The organism is Campylobacter sp. 107, assembly GCF_002383835.1.
Lineage (GTDB): Bacteria > Campylobacterota > Campylobacteria > Campylobacterales > Campylobacteraceae > Campylobacter_D > Campylobacter_D jejuni.
On the sequence record NZ_NXBA01000020.1, the window covers coordinates 248,919 to 266,023 of the forward strand.

General features: G+C 31.4%; 20 protein-coding genes, 5 tRNA genes and 1 pseudogene. 5 read left to right on the forward strand and 21 right to left on the reverse strand.

All coding sequences use genetic code 11. From position 1 onward, the window contains the following. Positions 1–71 precede the first annotated feature (71 nt). From rplL to nssR, 17 genes and pseudogenes are all read right to left on the reverse strand, one after another. Complete coding sequence (gene rplL / locus BGS40_RS03670; protein WP_096738381.1) at positions 72–449, reverse strand: 50S ribosomal protein L7/L12; 378 nt, start codon at positions 447–449, stop codon at positions 72–74. Between the two features lie 20 nt (positions 450–469). Next, positions 470–949 (reverse strand): 50S ribosomal protein L10, encoded by a 480-nt coding sequence (rplJ, locus tag BGS40_RS03675; RefSeq protein ID WP_002857585.1) that lies wholly within the window; start codon positions 947–949, stop codon positions 470–472. Between the two features lie 151 nt (positions 950–1,100). After that, positions 1,101–1,802 (reverse strand): 50S ribosomal protein L1, encoded by a 702-nt coding sequence (rplA, locus tag BGS40_RS03680; protein WP_002854928.1) that lies wholly within the window; start codon positions 1,800–1,802, stop codon positions 1,101–1,103. A 54-nt stretch (positions 1,803–1,856) separates the two neighbouring features. Further along, positions 1,857–2,282, reverse strand: coding sequence for a 50S ribosomal protein L11 (rplK, locus tag BGS40_RS03685; RefSeq protein ID WP_052794110.1), 426 nt, complete (start codon positions 2,280–2,282; stop codon positions 1,857–1,859). 25 nt (positions 2,283–2,307) lie between these two features. Next, on the reverse strand, positions 2,308–2,841 hold the full coding sequence (nusG, locus tag BGS40_RS03690) for a transcription termination/antitermination protein NusG (RefSeq protein ID WP_002851098.1): 534 nt from the start codon (positions 2,839–2,841) through the stop codon (positions 2,308–2,310). 9 nt (positions 2,842–2,850) lie between these two features. Next, the gene (gene secE, locus BGS40_RS03695; protein WP_002859033.1) at positions 2,851–3,030 is read right to left on the reverse strand and encodes a preprotein translocase subunit SecE; all 180 of its coding nucleotides are present in this window, start codon (positions 3,028–3,030) and stop codon (positions 2,851–2,853) included. An 18-nt stretch (positions 3,031–3,048) separates the two neighbouring features. Beyond that, positions 3,049–3,124 (reverse strand) — tRNA-Trp (locus BGS40_RS03700). A 12-nt stretch (positions 3,125–3,136) separates the two neighbouring features. Continuing rightward, positions 3,137–3,295 carry a 50S ribosomal protein L33 gene (gene rpmG, locus BGS40_RS03705; protein WP_002793551.1) on the reverse strand — a complete coding sequence of 53 codons (159 nt, stop codon included), beginning with the start codon at positions 3,293–3,295 and terminating at the stop codon, positions 3,137–3,139. A gap of 52 nt (positions 3,296–3,347) precedes the next feature. Further along, positions 3,348–4,547, reverse strand: a complete 1,200-nt coding sequence (gene tuf / locus BGS40_RS03710; RefSeq protein ID WP_002855271.1) for an elongation factor Tu — start codon at positions 4,545–4,547, stop codon at positions 3,348–3,350. Between the two features lie 68 nt (positions 4,548–4,615). Further along, positions 4,616–4,690: transfer RNA gene (locus BGS40_RS03715), tRNA-Thr, on the reverse strand. 104 nt (positions 4,691–4,794) lie between these two features. Next, positions 4,795–4,871, reverse strand: a tRNA-Gly gene (locus BGS40_RS03720). Positions 4,872–4,877: 6 nt separating this feature from the next. After that, positions 4,878–4,963: transfer RNA gene (locus tag BGS40_RS03725), tRNA-Tyr, on the reverse strand. 49 nt (positions 4,964–5,012) lie between these two features. Beyond that, a tRNA-Thr gene (locus tag BGS40_RS03730) sits at positions 5,013–5,088 on the reverse strand. Between the two features lie 91 nt (positions 5,089–5,179). Continuing rightward, positions 5,180–5,940 (reverse strand): annotated as a pseudogene (locus BGS40_RS03735) (amino acid ABC transporter ATP-binding protein). 1 nt (position 5,941) lies between these two features. Then, complete coding sequence (locus tag BGS40_RS03740) at positions 5,942–6,598, reverse strand: amino acid ABC transporter permease (protein WP_087691831.1); 657 nt, start codon at positions 6,596–6,598, stop codon at positions 5,942–5,944. Continuing rightward, positions 6,591–7,292, reverse strand: coding sequence for an amino acid ABC transporter permease (locus BGS40_RS03745; protein ID WP_052797814.1), 702 nt, complete (start codon positions 7,290–7,292; stop codon positions 6,591–6,593). Before BGS40_RS03745 ends, BGS40_RS03740 begins: the two co-directional genes overlap by 8 nt. Before the next feature lie 15 nt (positions 7,293–7,307). Further along, on the reverse strand, positions 7,308–7,904 hold the full coding sequence (nssR, locus tag BGS40_RS03750) for a nitrosative stress-sensitive transcriptional regulator NssR (RefSeq protein WP_002859899.1): 597 nt from the start codon (positions 7,902–7,904) through the stop codon (positions 7,308–7,310). A gap of 95 nt (positions 7,905–7,999) precedes the next feature. Between nssR and ctb the strand changes: the two genes are divergently transcribed. Next, on the forward strand, positions 8,000–8,383 hold the full coding sequence (ctb, locus tag BGS40_RS03755; RefSeq protein ID WP_002867609.1) for a truncated hemoglobin Ctb: 384 nt from the start codon (positions 8,000–8,002) through the stop codon (positions 8,381–8,383). Here ctb and recG read toward each other — a convergent pair. From recG to BGS40_RS03770, 3 genes are read right to left on the reverse strand one after another with little or no spacing between them, the layout of a single operon-like run. Then, positions 8,380–10,203 carry an ATP-dependent DNA helicase RecG gene (gene recG, locus BGS40_RS03760; RefSeq protein ID WP_096738382.1) on the reverse strand — a complete coding sequence of 608 codons (1,824 nt, stop codon included), beginning with the start codon at positions 10,201–10,203 and terminating at the stop codon, positions 8,380–8,382. The two genes, ctb and recG, sit on opposite strands and share 4 nt — an antisense overlap. Next, on the reverse strand, positions 10,193–11,413 hold the full coding sequence (locus BGS40_RS03765) for a M16 family metallopeptidase (RefSeq protein ID WP_052781921.1): 1,221 nt from the start codon (positions 11,411–11,413) through the stop codon (positions 10,193–10,195). Before BGS40_RS03765 ends, recG begins: the two co-directional genes overlap by 11 nt. Beyond that, the gene (locus BGS40_RS03770; protein ID WP_002857333.1) at positions 11,413–12,459 is read right to left on the reverse strand and encodes a dehypoxanthine futalosine cyclase; all 1,047 of its coding nucleotides are present in this window, start codon (positions 12,457–12,459) and stop codon (positions 11,413–11,415) included. The genes BGS40_RS03765 and BGS40_RS03770 overlap by 1 nt, the downstream gene beginning before the upstream one ends. A gap of 74 nt (positions 12,460–12,533) precedes the next feature. On the opposite strand from BGS40_RS03770, the gene BGS40_RS03775 reads away from it, so the two are divergent. Next, a complete protein-coding gene (locus tag BGS40_RS03775) occupies positions 12,534–13,721 on the forward strand; it encodes an MFS transporter (RefSeq protein ID WP_096738383.1) in 1,188 nt (395 codons plus the stop codon). Between the two features lie 15 nt (positions 13,722–13,736). Here the strand turns inward: BGS40_RS03775 and nusA are convergent, their stop codons facing one another. Further along, the gene (gene nusA / locus BGS40_RS03780) at positions 13,737–14,825 is read right to left on the reverse strand and encodes a transcription termination factor NusA (protein ID WP_052805800.1); all 1,089 of its coding nucleotides are present in this window, start codon (positions 14,823–14,825) and stop codon (positions 13,737–13,739) included. A gap of 126 nt (positions 14,826–14,951) precedes the next feature. On the opposite strand from nusA, the gene BGS40_RS03785 reads away from it, so the two are divergent. Genes BGS40_RS03785 through BGS40_RS03795 form a run of 3 tightly spaced genes read left to right on the forward strand, consistent with a single transcriptional unit; the run spans position 14,952 to position 17,105 of the window. Beyond that, complete coding sequence (locus tag BGS40_RS03785) at positions 14,952–15,194, forward strand: HP0268 family nuclease (RefSeq protein ID WP_002851103.1); 243 nt, start codon at positions 14,952–14,954, stop codon at positions 15,192–15,194. Next, positions 15,191–16,492 carry a tRNA (N6-isopentenyl adenosine(37)-C2)-methylthiotransferase MiaB gene (miaB, locus tag BGS40_RS03790; RefSeq protein ID WP_087704599.1) on the forward strand — a complete coding sequence of 434 codons (1,302 nt, stop codon included), beginning with the start codon at positions 15,191–15,193 and terminating at the stop codon, positions 16,490–16,492. The genes BGS40_RS03785 and miaB overlap by 4 nt, the downstream gene beginning before the upstream one ends. Beyond that, positions 16,476–17,105 carry a lysophospholipid acyltransferase family protein gene (locus BGS40_RS03795; RefSeq protein WP_002891782.1) on the forward strand — a complete coding sequence of 210 codons (630 nt, stop codon included), beginning with the start codon at positions 16,476–16,478 and terminating at the stop codon, positions 17,103–17,105. Before miaB ends, BGS40_RS03795 begins: the two co-directional genes overlap by 17 nt.

The window sequence follows — 17,105 nt, forward strand, 5'->3', positions numbered from 1 at the left end:
CCTAAAAATTAGGTAAAAATAAAAAAGAAGACTTGCCTTGGCAAATCTTCTTCTAACTTTAAAGCTTAAAATTACTTAAGTTCTACTTTAGCACCAGCTTCTTCAAGTTGTTTTTTAGCTTCCTCAGCTTCAGCTTTAGCCACACCCTCTTTTAGAGTTGAAGGAGTTTGCTCAACTGCATCTTTTGCTTCTTTAAGACCAAGGCCTGTAAGAGCACGAACGATTTTAATAACTTCAATCTTTTTAGCACCGCCATCAATTAAAACGATATCAAATTCAGTTTTTTCTTCAGTAGCAGCTGCAGCACCACCAGCTGCAGCACCACCAGCTATCATTACAGGAGCAGCAGACACACCAAATTTTTCTTCAAACTCTTTTACAAGTTCTGATAACTCAAGAACACTTAAATTTGAAATATATTCTAATACATCTTCTTTAGAGATTGCCATTTTTTATCCTTTTATTTAATTTATTCAGATTCTTTTTTATTTTTAAGCGCATTTAAACCTATTGTGAAATTGGTAATTGGCGCATTCCAAACTTGCAAAAGCATAGCAAGCAACTCATTGCGTGAAGGCATTTTAGCAAGAGCTTTAACCTTAGCAACATCTGCAACTTCGCCTTCAATATGAGCTGTTTTGATTTCAAATTTATCGTTATTTTCTTCAAATTTAGCAGCTACTTTTGAAACACCTAGCTGATCTTCGCCCCAAAGATAAATATTTGTATCTTTAAGAACTAGACCTGTTTTACCGGAATTGTTAAGAGCAATGTTAGCCAAAGTATTTTTAACAATTTGAACTTTTACATTGTTTTCTCTTGCATTATTTCTAAGCTCTTCTAGTTTTTTTGTACTAAGACCTCTGTAATTACAAACTACAATAGCTTCACTAGCTTTAAAACCTTCTTCAAGTTTAGCAATAATCTCAACTTTTTCGCTTCTAGTCACATTTTCTCCTTTCCGATTGAGATTTCAAGTAGAGTGGAAATCCAATTAAGCTTACGCCTCGACTATCTTCAATCTAAAATAAACATTTCAAAAAATCAAAAATTTTTTCAAATGTTTATTTTAAAACAAAAGAGTTGCAAAAAAGCAACTCTTATTTCATATCAAGCAATTCTTGTGTTTCAAGCTTTACAGAAGGGCTCATTGTCAAAGATAAAGCCGCATTTTTAATATATCTACCTTTAGCTGCGGCAGGTTTATGTTTGTTAATTGCTTTTACAAAAGTGCTAACATTATCCCATAATTGTTCTTTGGAAAAACTTACTTTACCAAGACCTGCATGGATATTTCCTTGCTTATCAACACGGAAATTTACCTGACCACTTTTTGCATTATTAACTGCTTGAGCAACATCCATAGTCACTGTTCCAGTTTTAGGATTTGGCATTAAACCTTTTGGCCCTAAAATTCTACCAACTTTACCAACAAGTCCCATTAAATTTGGAGTAGCAATCAAAACATCAAAATTCATATTACCTTTTTGAATTTCTTCTACTAAATCATCGCTACCTACAATATCTGCACCAGCATTTTTCGCCTCATCAGCTTTTGCGTCTTTTGCAATTACAGCAACGCGAACTTTTTTACCCGTTCCAGCAGGTAAAACAACAGACCCTCTTACCATTTGATCTGCATGTCTTGGATCAACATTGAGTTTTAAAGCAATTTCTACAGTCTCATCAAATTTAGCAGACTTTAAAGTCTTTATTGTATCAATTGCATCACTTAAAGCATACTCTTTATTTGAATCAATTTTTTGTGATAATTCTTTTAATCTTTTTGCTATCTTAGCCATTTATTTTCTCCGCATTTTAAAGTGCTACCGCCTTTTACCTTGGCGGTGAAAGGATTAATCTACGATTTCAACACCCATAGAACGAGCTGAACCTGCAATAATTTTAGCAGCTTGATCTCTATCTTTAGTATTTAAATCTGCAATTTTCTTATCTACTATTTCTAAAACTTGAGCACGAGTTAACTTGCCCACCTTATTTTTAAGCGGATTATCCGTACCTTTAGAAATTCCAGCTGCTTTTTTGATCAAATCCGTAGCTGGCGGTTGTTTTGTAATAAAAGTAAAACTTTTATCTGCATAAACAGTGATAACAACAGGGATATTAAAACCTACCATATCTTTTGTTCTTTCATTAAAAGCCTTACAAAACTCCATAATATTAACACCTTGCTGACCCAAAGCAGGACCAACAGGTGGTGATGGGTTTGCTTTTGTGGCAGCAATTTGCAATTTAATTTCGCCTACGACTTTTTTAGCCATAACAAATCTCCTTACTTGATATAAATTAAATTATTTTCTCAACTTGAGAATATAAGATCTCCACTGGAGTTGAGCGTCCAAAAATAGAAACATTTAATTTTAATAAACCACGAACCATATCATACTCTTCTACAATTGCAGTAAAGTTTGCAAATGGCCCTTCTGTGATTCTCACATTTTCCCCTTCTTCAAAAGAAATCTTTGGTTTAGGCGCTGCACGATTGTGAACTTTTTCCAAAATCAAATTAATATCTTTTTCTGTTAAAGGGGTTGGCTTTTTGGATTCTCCAATAAAACGACCAACCTTTGGAAGAGATTGAATGCGATGCCAAAGCTCTGTATTTAAATCAAGAAGTGCAAAAACATATCCTGAATACAAACTTCTTTCGCTAATCTTCTCCTTTCCATTCTTAAATTCAATAACATCTTCAGTTGGAACAACAATTTCTTTAAGTTGTTCTTCAATTCCGTTATCTTTTACTAAATTTTCAATGGCTCTTTTAACTGCCATTTCACTGCCAGCATAAGTTTGAATTGCATACCATTTATGAGTACTCATTTACTCTCCTTACACGATTGCAGAAACAATAGAGGACATAAACCAATCCACTAACGCCAAAAACAAAGAAATCACCGCAACAACCACAAAAACTGTAATATAGGCATTTCTTACCTGTTCTTTTAAAGGAAAAATTACTTTCCTTAATTCGGCTTTTGATAATTTAAAATAAGTTATTAATTTTTCCATTTATTTAAACCTTAATTATGGCAGGGCAAGAGGGATTCGAACCCCCAACCATCGGATTTGGAATCCGGCGCTCTACCGTTGGAGCTATTGCCCTAAGGGCGCAAGCTTAACTTTTTAACTTAACTTCTTTGTGAAGTGTATGTTTTTTTAATCTTGGGCAATATTTTTTTAATTCTAATTTTTCAGTAGTATTTTTACTATTTTTATAGGTGCTATAATTAATATCACCACATTCTTCACACTTTAAACCAACTTTAATTCTCATTTCAATTTTCCTTAAAAAATTAAAGCCAAGCTTTTAACTTGGCTTTGTTAAATTATTTAATAATTTTAGAAACAACACCTGAACCAACAGTTTTACCACCTTCACGAATAGCAAAACGAGTTCCTTCTTCAAGTGCTACTGGAGCGATCAAGCTTACAGTAATTCTCACATTTTCACCTGGCATAACCATTTCAACACCATCAGCTAATTTAATCGAACCTGTAACATCAGTTGTTCTTACATAAAACTGTGGTCTATAGTTGTTAAAGAATGGAGTATGTCTACCACCTTCATCTTTATTTAAGATATAAACTTCAGCTTCGAAGTCAGTGTGTGGAGTAATTGATTTTGGTTTAGCAAGAACCATACCACGGATAACTTCTTCTTTTTTAGTACCACGAAGAAGAACACCTACATTATCTCCTGCTTCGCCTTGATCCATTTCTTTTCTGAACATTTCAACACCTGTTACAGTTGTTGTTTGAGTATCTTTAATACCAACGATTTCGATAGTATCACCTACTTTTACAACACCTTTTTCAATTCTACCTGTAACAACAGTACCACGACCTGAAATTGAGAAAACGTCTTCAATTGGCATCAAGAAGTCTTTTTCAGTATCACGAGTTGGAGTTGGAATATAGCTATCAACTGCAGCCATAAGATCCATAATTTTGGCTGACCATTCACCATCTTGTCCAGCTTTAGCTTCTTCAAGAGCTTTTAAAGCAGAACCAGAAATAATAGGTGTATCATCGCCTGGGAAATCATAAGAGCTTAATAATTCTCTAATTTCCATTTCAACTAACTCTAGAAGTTCAGCATCATCAACCATATCTGCTTTATTCATAAAAACAACAATATATGGAACGCCTACTTGACGAGAAAGAAGAATGTGCTCTCTAGTTTGTGGCATAGGACCATCTGCAGCAGAAACAACCAAGATCGCTCCATCCATTTGTGCAGCACCTGTAATCATGTTTTTCACATAATCTGCGTGACCTGGACAGTCAACGTGTGCATAGTGACGATTGTCTGTTTCATATTCAATATGAGAAGTAGCAATAGTAATACCACGCTCTTTTTCTTCTGGAGCATTATCGATATTATCATAATCTTTAAGCTCTGCTAAACCTCTTCTAGAAAGAACAGCAGAAATAGCAGCTGTTAAAGTAGTTTTACCATGGTCAACGTGACCAATAGTACCAATGTTTACGTGTGGCTTATTACGTGAAAATTTTTCTTTAGCCATTTTTTTCCTCCGTATAAAAAATAAATTGAGCAAAGCAAGTCTTATATCTATATAATTTTTTCAATTCATGGAGCTCATAGCGGGAATTGAACCCGCGACCTCTCCCTTACCAAGGGAGTGCTCTACCTCTGAGCCATACGAGCGCTCAGAAAAATTATACACAATAACAGACAACAAAAACTCTTAAATGGGATATATACTGTAAGTTAAAGGTTTTAAAATACAGCTCCCAGTTCTTTTAAATTATTGGAGCGGGAAACGGGACTCGAACCCGCGACCCTCAGCTTGGAAGGCTGATGCTCTAGCCAACTGAGCTACTCCCGCAAAGCATGGTGGTGAGTCGTGGATTCGAACCACGGAAGGCGAAAGCCAGCAGATTTACAGTCTGCCCTCGTTGGCCACTTGAGTAACTCACCATAAAAATATTGCTTTTTCAATATTCTGGTCAAACACTGCTAAAATAAATGGAGCTGGTTAAGGGACTTGAACCCCCGACCTGCTGCTTACAAGGCAGCTGCTCTACCAACTGAGCTAAACCAGCAAAAATAAAAGTAAGATTATAACTCAAAAAAAAAATTTTGTCAAGACTTTTTTAGTTTTTCTATAAAATTTTAGTCTTGTAAATTTTATTATCATAAACCAATATTATTTTTATCTATTTATGATAATCAAATAAATTTAAAAATTTCTTTGCTCTTTCGCTTTTTGGATTTTCAAAAAAACTTTTAGGATCATTTTCTTCGATGATTTTTCCTTCATCCATAAAAATAATTTTATCTGCTACAGCTTTAGCAAAACCCATTTCATGAGTAACAATAAGCATAGTCATACCCTCTTTTGCAAGATTTAACATCACTTCTAAAACTTCTCTGACAATCTCAGGATCCAGCGCTGCTGTAACCTCATCAAAAAGCATTAACTCAGGATTCATGCATAAACTTCTTACTATAGCAATTCTTTGTTTTTGTCCTCCACTAAGTTCTCTTGGATAAGCATGAATTTTATGCAAAAGCCCCACCTTTTCAAGCCAAATTTTAGCCTCTTGTAAAACCTCATCTTTCTTTCTTTTTTGCACTTTCATAGGCCCTAAAAGTATATTTTCTTCAACACTTAAATGCTCAAAAAGCTCATAAGACTGAAAAACCATACCAACTTTTTGACGCATTCTTGGCCATTCTTTGAAATCTTTATCTATTTTTTCATTATCAATATAAATATTACCACTTGCAATCTCTTCAAGCCCATTAATACAACGCAAAAGCGTAGATTTTCCGCACCCACTAGGACCCAAAATCACCACAACTTCCTTATCCTTAACTTCTAAATTAATATCTTTTAAAGCATGATGCGAACCATAATACTTTTGTAAATTTTCTATTTTTAGTATGCTCATTTTAGCTCCATTTTTTCTCTAATTTTCTTGAATATAAAGTGATAGGATAACAAAGTATAAAAAAGATAAAAAAAATCAAACCATAAATAATAAAAGGTGCAAAATCATTTCTATTATGAAATTCTATAATTTGTTGCCCTACTTTTACAAGCTCTACAGCACCGATTAAATAAGCAAAGGTTGTACTTTTGATCATGCGAGTAAGTAAATTCATACTCATAGGAGTTAAACGACGCGTAGCTTGTGGAATAATAATATAAACAAAACTTTGCATCGTATTTAAACCTAAAGATAATGCACTTTCATGCTGATGTTTTGGAATACTCTGTAAGGAAACACGCACCAAATCCATCATCTCAAAACAACCCCAAATGCTAAAAACAATAATAGCTACACTTACAGAACTCAAATCCCACCCAAACCATCTAGGAAAACCAAAATACACCACAAAAAACCATACTAAAAGTGGCATAACACGTACAAATTCTAAACCTAAACGACAAAAAGCATAGATATAGGTATTTTTAAAACTCATTAAAATTCCCAAAAACAACCCGCCTATCGAAGTAATAATAATGCTGATAAATGAAATTTCAAAAGTGACAAAAAGCCCTTGCCAGAGTCTTAAAAGCGTATCGGTATTTAAAAGTTCAAGCATAAAGCAACCTTTTTTCAAACTTTAGCAAAATAAAAGACAAAGGCAAAATAATGCACAAATATCCCATAAACAACAAAAACAATAGCTCATCTGTCTTATAGGTTAAGGAATTTAAACTCTTCATTAAATTCACCAAATCTGGCAAGGCAATAATGCTAACAACTGAAGTTTCTTTGATTAAAAATATAATATTAGCACTAATACTTGGCATAGAAATAGCCAAAGCTTGCGGCAAAATCACATAACGCAAATTTCCAAATTTTGAAAAACCCAAAGAAAGTCCTGCTTCAAACTGCTGTTTTCTTATGGCTTCAAATCCCGCCCTTAAACTCTCAGCCATATAAGAACCCCCTAAAAAACTAAGTCCTACTATAGCACAAGCAAAAGAAGGTCTTAAAGTTTCTTCTACGCTTAAACAAATTAAATTGAGCGGTAGAATTTGCTCTAAATGTATATTAAATTTAGGCAAAGCATAATATAAGAAAAAAAGTTGAATTAATAAAGGCGTATTTCTTGAAAACTCTATATAAAGCTTGCAAATATTTTCTAAAATTTTTATTTTAAAATAACTCATTAAAATGCAAAACAAGCCTATTATTAAAGAAAAAATAATTCCAAAAAAGCTTAGTTTTATCGTAAGCCAAGCAGCTGTTAAAAAAGCGGGAGCTTGAGCTAATATAAAATCAAAATCCATTCTCTACCTTAAATTTTACCAAAGTTCTTTTATAATCATATCTTTATTTAAAATTTCAATTTTACCTTTTTTTGTATCAATAAGTTCTGAAATTTTAAGCTCTTTTAACACTCGAGATAAAGATTGCGCTCTAACATTTAAATCAATTGCGATTTGTTTTTGCGAAATTGTATCTAATTTTTTTTCATTTTCCAAAAGATACTTTAACAATCTCGTTCTTAAATCTAATGCATTTTGAGATAATTTCTTTTCTAAAATTTTGATTTTATCAAAAAGTGAGCTGATAAGTAAAAAATTGAATTCTTTATTTTCACTGCATAAATTTTGAAAATTAATAAAATCAATTTCCAAAATTTCTCCATCTTCTTCAAAGATGGCATTGGCAGGATAATTTAATTTTTTAAAAGCAGGCATTTCTGCTATAAAATTTGGAGGATTAAAATAATGCAAAGTAATTTCTTTATCACTTGATGTACTTTTATAAATGCGTATTTTTCCCTTGAGTAAAATAAAAAATTTTTTAGCCTCTTCGCCTTCATAAAATAAAATACTATTTTTTTGAAATTTTTTTAATTTTCCTACACTAGATAAAAGTTCTAAATAATCTTTCATTATATAATATTTTCCATTCTTAACTTATGTTAAATTTAATTTATCTTATTTTTGCTATATTAACGCTATAAAATTAACATTCAAGAAAGGCTTATATGAAATTTGAAACAATTAATCAAGAAAGCATAGCAAAACTCATGGAAATATTTTATGAAAAAGTTAGAAAAGATAAGGATTTAGGTCCTATTTTTAACAATGCTATTGGAACAAGTGATGAAGAGTGGAAAGAACATAAAGCAAAAATAGGAAATTTTTGGGCAGGCATGCTTTTAGGCGAAGGTGATTATAATGGGCAACCCTTAAAAAAGCATCTAGATCTACCTCCTTTTCCTCAAGAATTTTTTGAAGTTTGGCTAGGACTTTTTGAAGAAAGTTTAAATATAGTTTATAATGAAGAAATGAAAACAGTTATTTTACAGCGTGCACAAATGATAGCTTCACATTTTCAAAATATGCTTTATAAGTATGGCGGACATTAATTTGGCATTTTTTTTGCCAAATCTTTTTTTACCTTTTCTAAAATCTCCTCATCCTTAGAAAAATCAAAAAATTTAAACTCATTTCCATGTTGCATAAAACCATCGAGCAAATCTCCACTCAAACGGTTTTTAAGATCAAGCTCTGCTATTTTAAACCCATCTAAAGTGCTAGCAAATTCTTTTAAACGACTTGGAATTTCTTTAAGTTTAGTATAAAGATAACAAGTGCTTTTAAGCCCTACACGACCTACACGACCACGAAGTTGATGCAAGGTAGCAAGTCCTAAACGTTCCGCTCCTACAATCACTATCATACTCAATCTTGGCAAAGAAATGCCCACTTCCACCACTGTAGTGCTTAGTAAAATATTTCCCTCATCTCTAAAACGCTCTAAAATTTCATCTTTTTGTTTATCTTTCCCATGAGTTACAAAAACTTTTTCATAGTGACTCTGCCAATATTCTTTAGCCTGCTCTAAAGAAAGATAAGGAATATTATCACTAGCACTCACTAAGGGATAAATAATGATAATTTGATGATTTTTAGCGATTTCTTCTTTGATCTTCTCGCTAAGCTTAGAAAAGCCTTCATTTTGTATACAATAAGTTGTGATATCTTTTTTAAAAGGCATTTGTTTAATGAAACTAAAATTTAAAAGTTCAGATTGTATCATGCTTAAGGTTCTTGGAATAGGCGTAGCCGAAAACTGTATAAAATGAGGGGCAAATTCTTGTTTACCTAAAGAATGAATTTTCTCACGCTGAGCCGAGCCAAAACGATGTTGTTCATCTATCATTACAAGTACGGCATTATGGCTTTCTAAATGAATTAAAGCATGAGTACCTATAATAAGATTTGCTTTTTGAATATTTTGTTCTAAATCTTTTTCTTTTTTACCCCCTTTAATAAACAAAATATTCATAAAATCAGGCAAAAATTTCTTAGCCTCTTCATAAAGCTGATGCGCTAAAATACTAGTAGGTGCCATCAAAATAGCTTGTTTAGGATAAACCATCAAAGCCGCACCAAGCAAAACCAAAGTTTTACCACACCCTACATCACCCATAATCACACGCCTTTTAGCTTCTTTTGAATGCAAATCTTTTTCTATATCTTTTAAGGCATTAAGCTGATCTTTAGTAAGAGAAAAAGGCAAATCTTTAAGCCAATTGGCTATGTTAAAAACATTGATTTGATGAGCTTTAAAATGCGTTTTTTTAGCTTTTAAACGCTTTAAAAAATTATATATTTCTATATATTTTAAATCTTTGCTAAAATTTTGCAAATTTTCAAACATAAAAAAACTTTTTTCATTATAAGCATGCAAATTTAAAAGAAAATGTATATATTTATCCCCTATGCCACTTTCTTGTAAATTTTCATAATTAAGATATTTATGTATAAAAGCAGCAATTTTTGCATCTTTTAAACCTAAAATTTGATACTTTGGACTAAAACCCTCAAAAGAAGTTAAAATTTTAGGATTGTTAAATTGCCAAGTGTGATTAAAACGCGAGAGTTTAGCATTAAAAATAAGCCCTTTTCCTACCTTACAAATCCCAAAATGCCAAGCTCTAGGATGAAAAAACACAAAAGAAATATTTTCTTGCCATTCTTCACAAAAACCTAAACCAAAAAGTTGATTTTTTCTTGAACTAACGCTTTTTATAGTGATTTTTTGGGTGCAAATTTCATTTTCTTTAGGATTTTTACTTGGATTTAAATTTTCAATTTTTTTAGGTAAAAGAAGCGCTAAATCAATAGCACTTTTAATTTTTAATTTTTTAAAAAATTCAAAATCACTTTCTTTAATTTTCATTTTGTATGCTTGCAAAACTTATATTTAAAAGCTCTTGATGTTTGTTAATATAAGCATTGATAGTTTCAAGTTTAACCTTTTCCATAAGTTTTAACTCTTCTTTATAATATCCCAAATTTAAACCTTGATAAAATTCATTAAAGGCCATAGATAAACGCTTGCTTAAGCCTTCATAACGCAAAGGAGTTGATCCTATGAGAAAATTTTTAGCTTGATCAAGTTCATTTTGAGTCATGCCATTTTTTATAAAATCTTCAAAAAGCTCTTTTACGATTTTTTTAGCTTCTTTAGCGCTTTCATTTTTAGTTTGTAAATATCCAAAAACTCTAGAAAAAGACATATTCATATCAAGCATAGCATAAGCTGAGTATGCAAGACCTCTTTTAACACGAATTTCTTCCATAATCCTTGAACCAAACCCCCCTTGTCCTAGAACAAATAAAGCAATTTTTGCAAGATATAAATCCTTATCTTTAAAATCAGCAAAAAAAGGCGTAGCAAAATAAATATAAGCTTGTTCGCTTTCTGGGCGTATCAAAATTTCATCTTTAATGTTTTTGCTTAATTCATATTTTTTTGGAGTATTTTTTTTGCCTATTTGAAGTTTTGATAATAGTTTTAAAAGATCTTCCTTGGCTTGTTTTTCTTCTAAATCTCCTCCTAAAATCACAACCAAATCACTAAGATGGATAAAATTTTTATAAAAATTTTGTAAATCTTTTAAAGATAAGATTTTTATACTTTTTTCATCTCCATCGTTTGAGCTTTGAAATTCTTTGCATTTAAAAATTTGAGCATTAAGTAAATTTTTTGCTAAATAATCAAAATCACTATTTTTACTCGCGAGCTCACCTAAGGCATTGATTTTTAATTTTTGCAAAATTTTTTCTTCTATTCTTGGTTTTAAAAGCAATTTTTCCAAACTCTTTAAAGCAAAATCAAAATTTTCTTTTAAACAAGAAAGATTGATTTCCAAACTTTCAAAACCACTACTTGCCTCTAAATTTATCGCTCTAAATTCTAAATCTTTAAAAAATTTATCATCCACACCTTCATTTAAAATACGTGAAAACATCTTAGCTAAGCCTGCTATTTCATCATAACTTCTAGCGCAATTTCTAAAAACAAGCTTTAAAACAACAATAGGAAAATCAGAATTTTTTTCAAAAATAAAAGGGATTTTAACACCCCTACTGTCTAAATACTGCATTAAAACCTTTCTAAAATTTCATAAGCGGTATTGCGTTTAGCTGGATTTTCGCCTAAACTTCTAATCAGCCTTATCATCTCATCTTGATTCATTCTATAACTTGCTCCTGCAGCACTTACTACATTTTCTTCCATCATGGTTGAGCCTAAATCATTGGCCCCAAATTTTAAAGCAAGTTGACCTATAAGCGAGCCTTGAGTTACCCAAGAACTTTGCAAATTTTTAAAATTATCTAAATAAAGTCTTGCTAGAGCTAAAAGTCTTAAATACTTGTTAGAACTTTGTTTCATAATCTCTGGATGTTTTTGGATTAAAGCAGTATTATCACTTTGAAAGCTCCATAAAATAAAAGCTCTAAATCCCCCTGTTTCATCTTGCAATTTTCTCAAATGCTCGAAATGATCGATGATTTCTTCATCATTTTCAACCGTTCCAAACATCATAGTAGCTGTACTTTTCATACCGATTTTATGAGCTTGGCGATGTACTTCTAACCAAGTAGCTGTATCACATTTATTTGGTGCGATAATATCACGCACCCTATCGCTTAGCACCTCAGCACCTGCTCCTGGTATAGAAAATAAACCTTTAGCTTGTAGTCTTTGAAGTACTTCAGTAATTGAAATTTTAGATGCCTTTGCGATATAAGCGATCTCAACCGCTGAAAAACCATGTACAGTGATATTTGGATAATGTTCTTTTATCCAAGAAACTAATTCTTCATACCATTCTATTTTTAATTTTGGGTGCACCCCGCCTTGAAAAAGAATTTGCGTACCCCCAATAGCTTCAAGCTCCTCTATCTTCTTGCCTATCTCCTCAAAGCTTAAAATATAAGCATCATCTTCTTTATGATGGCGATAAAAAGCACAAAAAGAACAATCAATACAACAAACATTGGTATAATTAATATTTCTATCTACAACAAAAGTAGTGATTTTTTCAGGATGAAGTTCTAATTTTCTTTTATAAGCCATTTCTCCAAGTTCAGTTAAACTCGCATGATGTAATAAATCTAAAGCTTCTTTTTTATCCAGTCTTTTCAAAATTTTTCCTTGTTTTTTTACATAATTAAAATAATTATAGCATTTAAAATATAAATTATGCTATAGTTTCGCTTATGAATTACATTGAACTATTAAAAAATAATAAAAATATCAGAATATTGGCTTCGGTTCAGTTTATAGTATATTTTGGAGCATGGTTTTCTCAAACGGGAGTTTTTACCCTTTTAGTCGAGCTTAATGCTCCTACTTGGGCAACAGCTACAAGTGCTATGCTTGCTTTTTTACCTGGAGTTTTGCTTGCTCCTATTAATGGGGTTATAGTAGAGAAAAATAAACCTAAAAAACTTTTACTCAGTATGATTAGCATAGAATTAATTTCTATTTTTTGTCTTATTTTTGTCACAAGTCTTAGTATGCTTTGGCTTTTGTTTATTTTAATTTTCATAAGACTTTGTGTTGCTTCGATTTATTTTCAAGCTGAAATGAGTTTATTGGCCAAAATTTTAACCCCTCAAGAACTTAAACTCGCTAATGAAATGCACAGTGTCATTTGGGCGATTTCTTATACAGCAGGTATGGCAAGTGCGGGAATTTTTATTTATTTTCTAGGAGTTAAAACCGCTTTTTTATTTGACTGTATGCTTATACTCATAGGCATTTCTTTTTTAGTAAGATTAAGCATTCCTGATTTTCATCACAAAACACAAAGTCGCTTTTTTACTATGATAAAAGAAGGATTTTTCTATATTTTAAATAACAAAATAATTTTTCATCTTATCTTGCTTCACGCTTTTATAGGTTTAACTGCTTATGAAACCTTGGTTGCGCTTTTAGCACAACATCAATACAAAGAAGTTTTATCTGCTGCTTTAGTAATAGGGTTTTTAAATGCGGTACGTGCTTGTTCTTTAGCTATAGGGCCTATGGTTTTAAGCAAATTTATTAATAATAAAAATTTATTTTACATGTATCTTGGTCAAGGCTTGGGTATTATACTTTGGGCTTTAACTCAATTTAATTTTTATATTTCTTTTTTAGGTTTAATTGGTGCAGGTTTTTTTACCTCAGCGCTTTGGGCTTATACCTACACCATGATACAAAAAAATGCTGACAAAGAATATCATGGTAGAGTGATCGCTTATACAGATATGATTTATCTTAGTTTTAGCGCTATTATTTCAATGCTTATGGGCTTTTTATTTGAAATAGGCTTGAGTTTAAAACTGATTACAGGTTTATTGGGTATGATTTTTATCTTTGCGGCATTTTATTGGAAGTGGTTTTATAAAAAACATTTGTGAAAATTCACAAATATTTTAAATTTTAAACAAATCTTGAAGATTTTTCATTGCTTCTTCATTGCTGATGGCATTATTTAGCTGCGATGAGCTTAATTCATTGAGCTCTATTTCATAACCACTTAACATAGAAGCAAGGCGAATATTAATACCATTTTTTCCTATGGCTTTGCTTTTTTGTTCGCTATTTAAACTTACCATAGCTTTTTTATCTTCAATTTTTACAGAATTTACAATAGCAGGAGCCAAGGCACGAGAAATTAAAATTTCACTCTCATTTGTAAATTCTATACAATCAATATTTTCATTATGAAGCTCTTTGCTTACTGCATTAATTCTTACACCTTTAACACCTACTGTAGCACCTACAGGATCGATATTTGCTCCATTGGCCTGAAGAATGATTTTTGCTCTTTCACCTGGAATTCTAGCACATCCTATAATATTGACATAACCATCTTTGATTTCTGGAACCTCAGCTTCAAGTAAACATTCTAAAAATTTAGGACTTGTACGACTAAGCTCGATTTTAATACCTTTATCTGTATAAACACGGCGTATCACAGCTTTTACCACATCACCTATTTTAAATTTTTCCCCTTTAATGCGATTTTTTCTCGGTAAAAAAGCTCTTAATTCATCTATTTCAATAAAAGTATTTTCTTCATTATCCACTCTAACAACTGTACCAAAAACCATTTGCCCTACTTTGTTTTTATATTTTTCAAAAATAGTTTGTTCTAATAATTTTTGTATATGATATTCAAGTTCTTTATGCAAGGTATTTACCGCAGTTCTTCCTAAATTTTCCAAAGAACATTCATAGGTTAATTCATCTCCTATTTCAACATCTGGAGCTTCTGATTTTGCCTTACTTAACGCGATAAAACTCTCACTTTTATTTTGCAATCTCTCGTCATTATCTGCTACTATGGTAATTTTTTGATAAAGATTTAAATTTTTAGGATCCACAAAAAACTCATATTCTTGTCCATAAATTCTTTTTGCAGTATTGATTAAAGCGGTAGCTACCTTTTCTCTTACATTCTCTAAGTTTAAATTTTTTTCATTAGCAATAGATTCGATAATATCTGCTATCTTTTCCATATTTTATAAAACCTTTTTTGTGGGAAATTTAAAAATGTAGATAAAAATTATATCCTTAATAAGTTTAATTAAAAGTAAAATTTGCTAAAATTATAGATTAAAATGAAAATTCTTAAGGATTTAGCTATGGAATTAAAATTGGCAAGAACTTTGATTAATGAAAAACCTAAAAATATTAGCCTAGAAAAAATCGAAGAGGCTATAGAAAAAGAAGGACAAAAGTTTTTTTATTTTGATAAAGATAATACACACAAACAACTCATTGCCCTTGTAAATCATTTTGAAAAAAAAGGAGTAAGCATTTATCATAGAACCGTAAAATACGGACTTGATGATAATGATTTTATGTATGAGGTACATATTCTTTGAGTGCTAAAAAACTTTTTATCCAAACTTTAGGTTGTGCGATGAATGTCAGAGATTCTGAGCATATGATCGCAGAATTAACACAAAAAGAAAATTACGAACTAACAGAAGATATCAAAGAAGCAGATCTTATTCTTATCAATACCTGTTCAGTGCGTGAAAAACCTGTGCATAAACTTTTCTCAGAAGTAGGTAGTTTTGAAAAAGTTAAAAAAGAAGGTGCTAAAATAGGAGTTTGTGGATGTACTGCATCGCATTTGGGAAATGAAATTTTCAAACGTGCTCCTTATGTGGATTTTGTTCTAGGAGCAAGAAATATTTCCAAAATCACTCAAGCTATAAAAACTCCAAAATTTATGGGCGTGGATATAGACTATGATGAAAGTGAATTTGCTTTTGCAGATTTTAGAAATAGTATTTATAAATCCTATATTAATATCTCCATAGGTTGTGACAAACACTGCACTTATTGTATAGTGCCACATACTAGAGGAGATGAAATTTCCATACCTTTTAACATTATCTACAAAGAAGCTCAAAAAGCTGTTGAAAAAGGTGCTAAAGAGATTTTTTTGCTAGGACAAAATGTCAATAACTACGGCAAAAGATTTAGAAACGAACATAAAAAAATGGACTTTTCAGATCTTTTAGAAGAACTTAGCACCATAGAAGATTTGGAACGCATTCGCTTTACAAGTCCACATCCTTTGCATATGGATGATAAATTTTTAGAAGTTTTTGCCAATAATCCAAAAGTTTGCAAATCCATGCATATGCCTTTACAAAGCGGCTCAAGTGAAATTTTAAAAGCTATGAAGCGTAGCTATACTAAAGAATGGTATTTAAATAGAGCTTTAAAACTTAGAGAACTTTGTCCAAATGTTAGCATTTCTACAGACATTATTGTAGCTTTTCCAGGGGAAAGTGAAAAAGATTTTGAAGAAACTATGGATGTTTTGGAAAAAGTACGTTTTGAACAAATTTTTTCTTTTAAATACTCCAAACGCCCTTTAACAAAAGCCGCAACCATGCCTAATCAAATCGATGAAGAAACAGCTTCAAGAAGACTTAGCACCTTACAAAATCGTCATAGTGAAATTTTAGATGAAATTGTAAAAAAACAAGAAAATAAAACTTTTAAAGTTTTATTTGAAGAATTAAGAGCAGGCAATAGCATTGCTGGAAGAACAGATAATAATTTTTTAGTTCAAGTTGAAGGTAGCGAAGAACTTTTAGGGCAATTTAAAGAAGTAAAAATCACTAATGCAAAGCGTATGGTTTTATATGGGGAAATCGTTTAAAATCCATTGCTTAACATATATAATTTTCATCTTGCAATGGCTTATTTTTTTAAGCTGTAAAAAGCACTATAAAGGTGAAAAAGTTGACCGTAAAGCTAGTGTGATACTTTTTTGGCATGGAAAATTAGCACTCATGCCTTTTGCGTTTAGACATTATAGACAAAAAAATAAAAAAGCCTATGTCATGATCTCCCACCATAAAGATGGAGAACAAATTGCAAAAATCATCAAGCTTTTCGGTCTTGATACTGTAAGAGGAAGCACTTCAAGGGGTGCTAGCAGTGCACTTAGAGCTGCATTTAAAGTTTTAGAACAAAATGACGATATAGTTATCACGCCCGATGGTCCACGTGGGCCTTATCATAGTATTTCAGATGGTTCTATCATTTTGGCTCAAAAAAAAGAACTAAAGATAAGAATTTTAAACTATGAAGCAAATCGTTTTTGGGAATTTAAAAGTTGGGATAAGATGATCTTGCCAAAACCTTTTAGTAAGATTACTTATAGTCTAAGTGAACCTTTGGATATTTTATCTTTAGATAAAGAAAAAGCTAAAGAATTTCTAATGGAACAATTTGATAAAATTAGCTTAGCTGATCAATTTAAGGAATGA

What these genes read in the sequence shown, in the direction of transcription:
- rplL (WP_096738381.1), bottom strand. Translation starts at nt 449, where the DNA reads ATGGCAATCTCTAAAGAAGATGTATTAGAATATATTTCAAATTTAAGT.
- secE (WP_002859033.1), bottom strand. Translation starts at nt 3,030, where the DNA reads ATGGAAAAATTAATAACTTATTTTAAATTATCAAAAGCCGAATTAAGG.
- BGS40_RS03775 (WP_096738383.1), top strand. Translation starts at nt 12,534, where the DNA reads ATGAATTACATTGAACTATTAAAAAATAATAAAAATATCAGAATATTG.
- BGS40_RS03795 (WP_002891782.1), top strand. Translation starts at nt 16,476, where the DNA reads ATGGGGAAATCGTTTAAAATCCATTGCTTAACATATATAATTTTCATC.
- recG (WP_096738382.1), bottom strand. Translation starts at nt 10,203, where the DNA reads ATGAAAATTAAAGAAAGTGATTTTGAATTTTTTAAAAAATTAAAAATT.
- ctb (WP_002867609.1), top strand. Translation starts at nt 8,000, where the DNA reads ATGAAATTTGAAACAATTAATCAAGAAAGCATAGCAAAACTCATGGAA.
- nssR (WP_002859899.1), bottom strand. Translation starts at nt 7,904, where the DNA reads ATGAAAGATTATTTAGAACTTTTATCTAGTGTAGGAAAATTAAAAAAA.
- tuf (WP_002855271.1), bottom strand. Translation starts at nt 4,547, where the DNA reads ATGGCTAAAGAAAAATTTTCACGTAATAAGCCACACGTAAACATTGGT.
- rpmG (WP_002793551.1), bottom strand. Translation starts at nt 3,295, where the DNA reads ATGAGAATTAAAGTTGGTTTAAAGTGTGAAGAATGTGGTGATATTAAT.
- nusG (WP_002851098.1), bottom strand. Translation starts at nt 2,841, where the DNA reads ATGAGTACTCATAAATGGTATGCAATTCAAACTTATGCTGGCAGTGAA.
- rplK (WP_052794110.1), bottom strand. Translation starts at nt 2,282, where the DNA reads ATGGCTAAAAAAGTCGTAGGCGAAATTAAATTGCAAATTGCTGCCACA.
- nusA (WP_052805800.1), bottom strand. Translation starts at nt 14,825, where the DNA reads ATGGAAAAGATAGCAGATATTATCGAATCTATTGCTAATGAAAAAAAT.
- rplA (WP_002854928.1), bottom strand. Translation starts at nt 1,802, where the DNA reads ATGGCTAAGATAGCAAAAAGATTAAAAGAATTATCACAAAAAATTGAT.
- BGS40_RS03740 (WP_087691831.1), bottom strand. Translation starts at nt 6,598, where the DNA reads ATGCTTGAACTTTTAAATACCGATACGCTTTTAAGACTCTGGCAAGGG.
- BGS40_RS03785 (WP_002851103.1), top strand. Translation starts at nt 14,952, where the DNA reads ATGGAATTAAAATTGGCAAGAACTTTGATTAATGAAAAACCTAAAAAT.
- BGS40_RS03765 (WP_052781921.1), bottom strand. Translation starts at nt 11,413, where the DNA reads ATGCAGTATTTAGACAGTAGGGGTGTTAAAATCCCTTTTATTTTTGAA.
- BGS40_RS03745 (WP_052797814.1), bottom strand. Translation starts at nt 7,292, where the DNA reads ATGGATTTTGATTTTATATTAGCTCAAGCTCCCGCTTTTTTAACAGCT.